Raw genomic sequence first — 4,921 nt, 5'->3', positions numbered from 1 at the left:
GTCACGCTGGATAAAACCGAAGGCCAGGGCGGTGAGGCCCAACTCAAGATGCCGGAAGCCCTGAACCGCGAGATCGCACAACTGCAAACGGGTTGACATAGCCTGGGCAATCTTGTCGCGTTGGCGGAAAAGGCGAAGGCACGGCACACGCTGTGCAATCCGACCCGGTCTGGGCATCGGCAAAGTTTGGCGGTGCCATGAAGCAAGCCTTGCCGGCATGGTTGCACGCGCATCCCGACGACGACCACTTGTGCTATCCCAATGGCACGCTGCACGGGTCAACCATTGAGCGCATACCCTAACCCCCTGCGGGCTCGGCGCCGGAGCACCCTGGCCCGCTATCCACGTCGGGCGCGCGCAGCATAGTGCGTTCTGTTTCCACGGCCTCGATTCCGGCAGTAATTGAGGGCTCTAGCGTTTCCTCTCGCATATCGCGGTTCTCTATGGTCACACTGCCAATGAGCGCTGGATTGCGCGAAAAGATAGCATTTTTTTGAAATTTCCACATAAGAACCAGACTTTTCCCGACGAATTTTTTGCCAAATCATGGTAATTCTTGGCGTCGTGCATCGTCGGGGAGAGCCCGCGGCACATGCCCGTTGGCAAAGTGAAAGGCCGGTGACGAGAGGAATTATGGAAAAATCAGATAAGCGGATTCCATTTTTTGAACAACGGTTTATTAAACCGTTGTGGGCGCTCAGGCATGGACAGCAGGGATGCAGCATTGAAGATGTAGATGAATTCTGTATTTCTATGGCTCGGCCCGCGCCCCTCTTGCGCGATCAACCGCCATCGCCCCCCGCGCCGCCAAAACCGAAAGAGCCCAAGCGCCCGCCGAAGTCGCTTATAGAAGGGTTTTTAGAATTTCGAGAATGGATGAATGCGCCGCCGCCAAAGCCAGTGCCGACCCCCGCTGGGAAGGCGGCTAAAATGCCACGCATTAAACCGTTTGATCTACAGGACATTCCTGGCGCGATGGATCGCATCGGTTGGCCTATGTCTGCGAAAGTGATGCGAAAATGGCTCGCTGGCGATTTGAATTATGCGAATACCGATGATGGCGCTAAATTTGGTATTAATCAGAATGGAAAGCCATTCCCGCCAAACATGATTGATACAACCATGTTCAAATTGGATTGGATATTGGGGTTTGGGCGAGCTAGGGAGAAATATGAGCAGTTGGTAGATGAGGCTATATATTCAAAAAAGGCTAATAATGCTATTGCGAAGATATTTAGGCGGCATCAGCCTTCGCCTTGCTACAGAGACGCGTGGAAGTTGTGTGATGGGGATATGCAAAAATATCACGCAGAATTCCAGTTTCAGTTTGTGTTGATAGATGCCGAGAATACAGATAAATTTATCATGTTCTTGAGGGGCGCCGTAATGCCACACGGGTTGTTGATGGATGACCTATATGGTTCTCTCGGCGCATTTTCACTGAATGCGGCAATAGGTGGATTTTTCGTTGGTATGGTGAATGATAGGCGGGCACGCGTTGAAATATTGGATATTTCTCTGTATATGCGCGATGTTTTTACATTCCATGACAGAAAAGAATCCCATCTTGGCGGGGCGATAGAAAGAGGGTCTCAATACTTAGGGCATTGGAATAAAAAAGGTTTTGTCATTGTTCCGAGCGCCACGGCTCTTGGCGAGGTAACAACGGGGGACTGGATTATGGCACCTATAGCGCGGAATGGAATGATTACCGAAGATGGTGTCTACTATCCTGTGAGAAATAGAGACTATCGAGATTGGCAGCTGGAACATAATCAAGGTGGGGATTTGATTTTGTATTCTGATAGGCGGCTAATGAGGCTTCCAAGTCCGATTGTCGTGGAGTTTGATCTATGGTGATTTTTTCTGAATTGAAAATGCGAATTGGATTGATTTTTAGATTGTTGATTTTGATTGTAATTGTTGTGTTACTTGTTCCTTATGGCTGTGATGCGCTAAATAGGTCGGCTGCGCGCGAATGTAAACGTGAGTCTGTCGGTGCCTATATAGGTGAAATCTGCTATTTGCCAAGTGAGTATGGTACTTTGTTTCGCCTGTATGACGCGCTTAGTGGGGAACTAATGGCGGAAAGAACATATAAACACCCTGGGCCAAAAATAATTTGGGGAGACGATAGCGTAATATACGATACTTCCGGTTCTGATGAGAGCGGCTATGTGAAGTTGCCGCCAACACGTTGGGATTGGATGCGGGCCAGACTCCCGTAGCGAACGAAGCCTCTTGCTACATTACTCTTCCAGAGTATTAACGCTTCTGATCTTTCTGGCTATGTCATGCAATGTCCGAATTGGGTGCGCCACGACAGCCGGAACTCACGAGAAGCTGATTTCGTATTGCCAGGTATCCCGCAACGGCAGAAGGAGCAAACACCGTCGTCGTTCCAAGCGTTTTTGGCGCATCCGGTCGGCTTCGGAAAATCCCTTGGCTTTGTCGGCAAGCTGGAGCCGGTCCCGGTGCCGGCTCTTGTCCCCTCGTATTCCGCCGTCACGCCACCCGCCGCCCATCCCCCAGCGTGCGCGGATGCGCCGGCCGCGCCAGGCCAAGATGCTCGCGCAAGGTGCTGCCCTCGTACCGATCGCGGAACAGTCCGCGCCGCCGCAGTTCCGGCAGCACCAGATCGATGAAGTCGTCCAGCCCGCCCGGCAGCCACGGCGGCATGATGTTGAAGCCGTCGGCGGCGCCGCCCTCGAACCAGGCCTGCAGCTGATCGGCGATGCTTGCCGGCGTGCCGTGGATGGACCAGTGCCCGCGCGCGGTGGCCACGCGCAGGTAGAGCTGGCGGATGGTCAGGCCCTCCCTGCGCGCCAGCCCGGTCACCAGCTGGAAGCGGCTCTTGGCGCCGTTGGGCTCGGGCAGGTCGTCGGGCAGCGGTCCGTCGAGCGGGTAGGCGGAGAGATCCACGCCGCCGAGGTTCTGCGACAGCAGGGCCAGCCCGACGGCGGGATGGATCAGGTCCTGCAGTGCTTCGAACTTTTCCTTCGCCTCGGCCTCCGTGCGCCCGATGACCGGGAACACGCCCGGCATGATCTTGAGCTGGTCGGGCGTGCGGCCGTAGCGGGCCAGCCGGCCTTTCAGGCCCTGGTAGAAGCGGCGCGCATCGTCCAGCGACTGTTGCGCGGTGAAAATGACGTCCGCCGTGCGGGCTGCCAGTTCCTGCCCGGCCTCGGATGAGCCGGCCTGCACGATCACCGGATGGCCCTGCGGCGGGCGCGATACGTTGAGCGGGCCGCGTACCTGGAAATGCTTGCCGTGGTGGTCCAGCGCATGCAGCTTGCCGGCTGCGAAATGCAGGCCGCTGTCCTTGTCGTAGAGGAAGGCGTCGTCTTCCCAGGTGTCCCAGAGCCCCGTGACCACATCGACGAATTCCTCGGCGCGGGCGTAGCGGTCCGCGTGCTCGGGGTGCTTGTCCAGGCTGAAGTTGCGCGCCTCGGCGTCGGACCAGGACGTCACCACGTTCCAGCCGGCGCGGCCGCCGCTCAGGTGATCGAGCGAGGCGAACTTGCGTGCGACATGGAACGGCTCGTTATAGGTGGTGGACACGGTGGCTACCAGGCCGATGCGCTCGGTCACCGCCGCCAGCGCGGACAGCAGGGTGAGCGGTTCGAAGCTGGCGGCACGCGCCGTGCGGGGCAGGGTGGCATCGTCGAGCGAGCGGATCGCCACGCCGTCGGCCAGGAACACCGTATCGAAGCCGGCGGCCTCGGCGCGCTGCGCCAGCCGCACGTAGTGCGCCAGGTTCTGGCCGGCATCGGCCTGGGCCCCGGGGTGGCGCCAGCCGGCCACATGGTGGCCGGTGGCTTGCAGGAAGGCGCCGAGCTTGAGCTGGCGCCGTGGTGCTGGATTGCGCATCGGATACTCCGCGTGGGTCGCCGGGGCCGTTCACGCAGCCGCGCGCGCCGGGGCTGCGTGATTGGCGGATTCGCCGTTCTTGGGCGTCCCGGACTTGATGGCCACGCTGCGGCGCCCGTCCACGCCGACCGGCACGTCGCCGGCGATGGTGACCCGGCGCACCACGCGGCGCGCGGCGCCGTAGTCGTTGATGGCGTAATGCTGCGTGGCGCGGTTGTCCCAGATCGCCACGTCGTTCGCGCGCCAGCGCCAGCGCACGGTGTTCTCGAGCCGGTGCACATGGTCCTGCAGCACGGCCACCAGGTGCTGCGAATCGGATGACGAGTAGCCCAGCAGTTTCTTGACGAAATGCCCCAGCACCAGCGTGCGCTCGCCGGTCTCCGGGTGCACGCGCACGACAGGATGCTCGGTCTCGTAGATGGCGGAGGTGAATACCTCGCGGTAGCGCTTGACGGATTCGGTGCTGACCGTGTTGCGGGTGGCGGCGTAGTCGTAGTCGTTGGTATGGAGCGCCCAGAGCCGGTCGGCCAGTTCGCGCAGCGCCTCGGGCAGGTCCTGGTAGGCCGCCGCCGTGTTGGCCCACACGGTGTCGCCGCCGGCCGGCGGAATGGTCACGCCGCGCAGTACGGAAACCTGCGGGTAGGCCAGGTCGAAGGTCACGTCGGTATGCCAGGAATTGGCGCGGCCGCCGTGCTCGGAATCGAGTTCGAGCAGGAACTGCGTGCCATCGCGCGAGGGTACGGTAGGGTGCGGCACCGGCGTGCCGAACAGGCTGGCGAAGCCTTCCTGCGCCACATCGTCCAGGTGGTCCTGGCCGCGGAAGAACAGCACCTTGTGGCGCAGCAGCGCAGCGCGCACGGCGGCAAAGGTGGCGGTGTCGAGATCAGGCGCGAGCTTCAGTCCGCGGATCTCGGCGCCGATGCGCCCCGCTACGGGATGGATGTCTAGCGTGACTTCTGCTGCGGTTTGCTGCTGGGTCATTCGGGATTCTCCTGTGAGCGAAGGGTGCGGTTCAGATCGCGAAGCGGATATGCGGCGGCAGCCGGCCGGC

General features: G+C 59.8%; 4 protein-coding genes. 2 read left to right on the top strand and 2 right to left on the bottom strand.

Annotated features, from left to right (window positions below; translation table 11 throughout):
- The first annotated feature begins 633 nt into the window (after nt 1–633).
- Nucleotides 634–1,860 carry a DUF6402 family protein gene (locus tag P3W85_RS27370; RefSeq protein ID WP_276267053.1) on the top strand — a complete coding sequence of 409 codons (1,227 nt, stop codon included), beginning with the start codon at nt 634–636 and terminating at the stop codon, nt 1,858–1,860.
- Entirely contained in the window at nt 1,854–2,228 is a 375-nt protein-coding gene (locus tag P3W85_RS27365; RefSeq protein ID WP_276267052.1) for a hypothetical protein, read from the top strand. The genes P3W85_RS27370 and P3W85_RS27365 overlap by 7 nt, the downstream gene beginning before the upstream one ends.
- Before the next feature lie 277 nt (nt 2,229–2,505).
- Here the strand turns inward: P3W85_RS27365 and P3W85_RS27360 are convergent, their stop codons facing one another.
- Both P3W85_RS27360 and P3W85_RS27355 read right to left on the bottom strand, forming a co-directional pair.
- Nucleotides 2,506–3,870 carry an LLM class flavin-dependent oxidoreductase gene (locus tag P3W85_RS27360; RefSeq protein WP_276267051.1) on the bottom strand — a complete coding sequence of 455 codons (1,365 nt, stop codon included), beginning with the start codon at nt 3,868–3,870 and terminating at the stop codon, nt 2,506–2,508.
- Nucleotides 3,871–3,900: 30 nt separating this feature from the next.
- Entirely contained in the window at nt 3,901–4,851 is a 951-nt protein-coding gene (locus tag P3W85_RS27355; RefSeq protein ID WP_276267050.1) for a TauD/TfdA dioxygenase family protein, read from the bottom strand.
- Nucleotides 4,852–4,921: the final 70 nt, after the last annotated feature.

It is taken from the genome of Cupriavidus basilensis, assembly GCF_029335485.1.
GTDB classification, from domain to species: domain Bacteria; phylum Pseudomonadota; class Gammaproteobacteria; order Burkholderiales; family Burkholderiaceae; genus Cupriavidus; species Cupriavidus basilensis_E.
The sequence above is the reverse complement of the archived record's forward strand: the minus strand, read 5'-3'. Positions and strand labels throughout refer to the sequence as shown.

Excerpts from the sequence above, each read along its gene's own strand:
- P3W85_RS27365 (WP_276267052.1), top strand. The coding sequence starts at position 1,854 with ATGGTGATTTTTTCTGAATTGAAAATGCGAATTGGATTGATTTTTAGA.
- P3W85_RS27370 (WP_276267053.1), top strand. The coding sequence starts at position 634 with ATGGAAAAATCAGATAAGCGGATTCCATTTTTTGAACAACGGTTTATT.
- P3W85_RS27355 (WP_276267050.1), bottom strand. The coding sequence starts at position 4,851 with ATGACCCAGCAGCAAACCGCAGCAGAAGTCACGCTAGACATCCATCCC.
- P3W85_RS27360 (WP_276267051.1), bottom strand. The coding sequence starts at position 3,870 with ATGCGCAATCCAGCACCACGGCGCCAGCTCAAGCTCGGCGCCTTCCTG.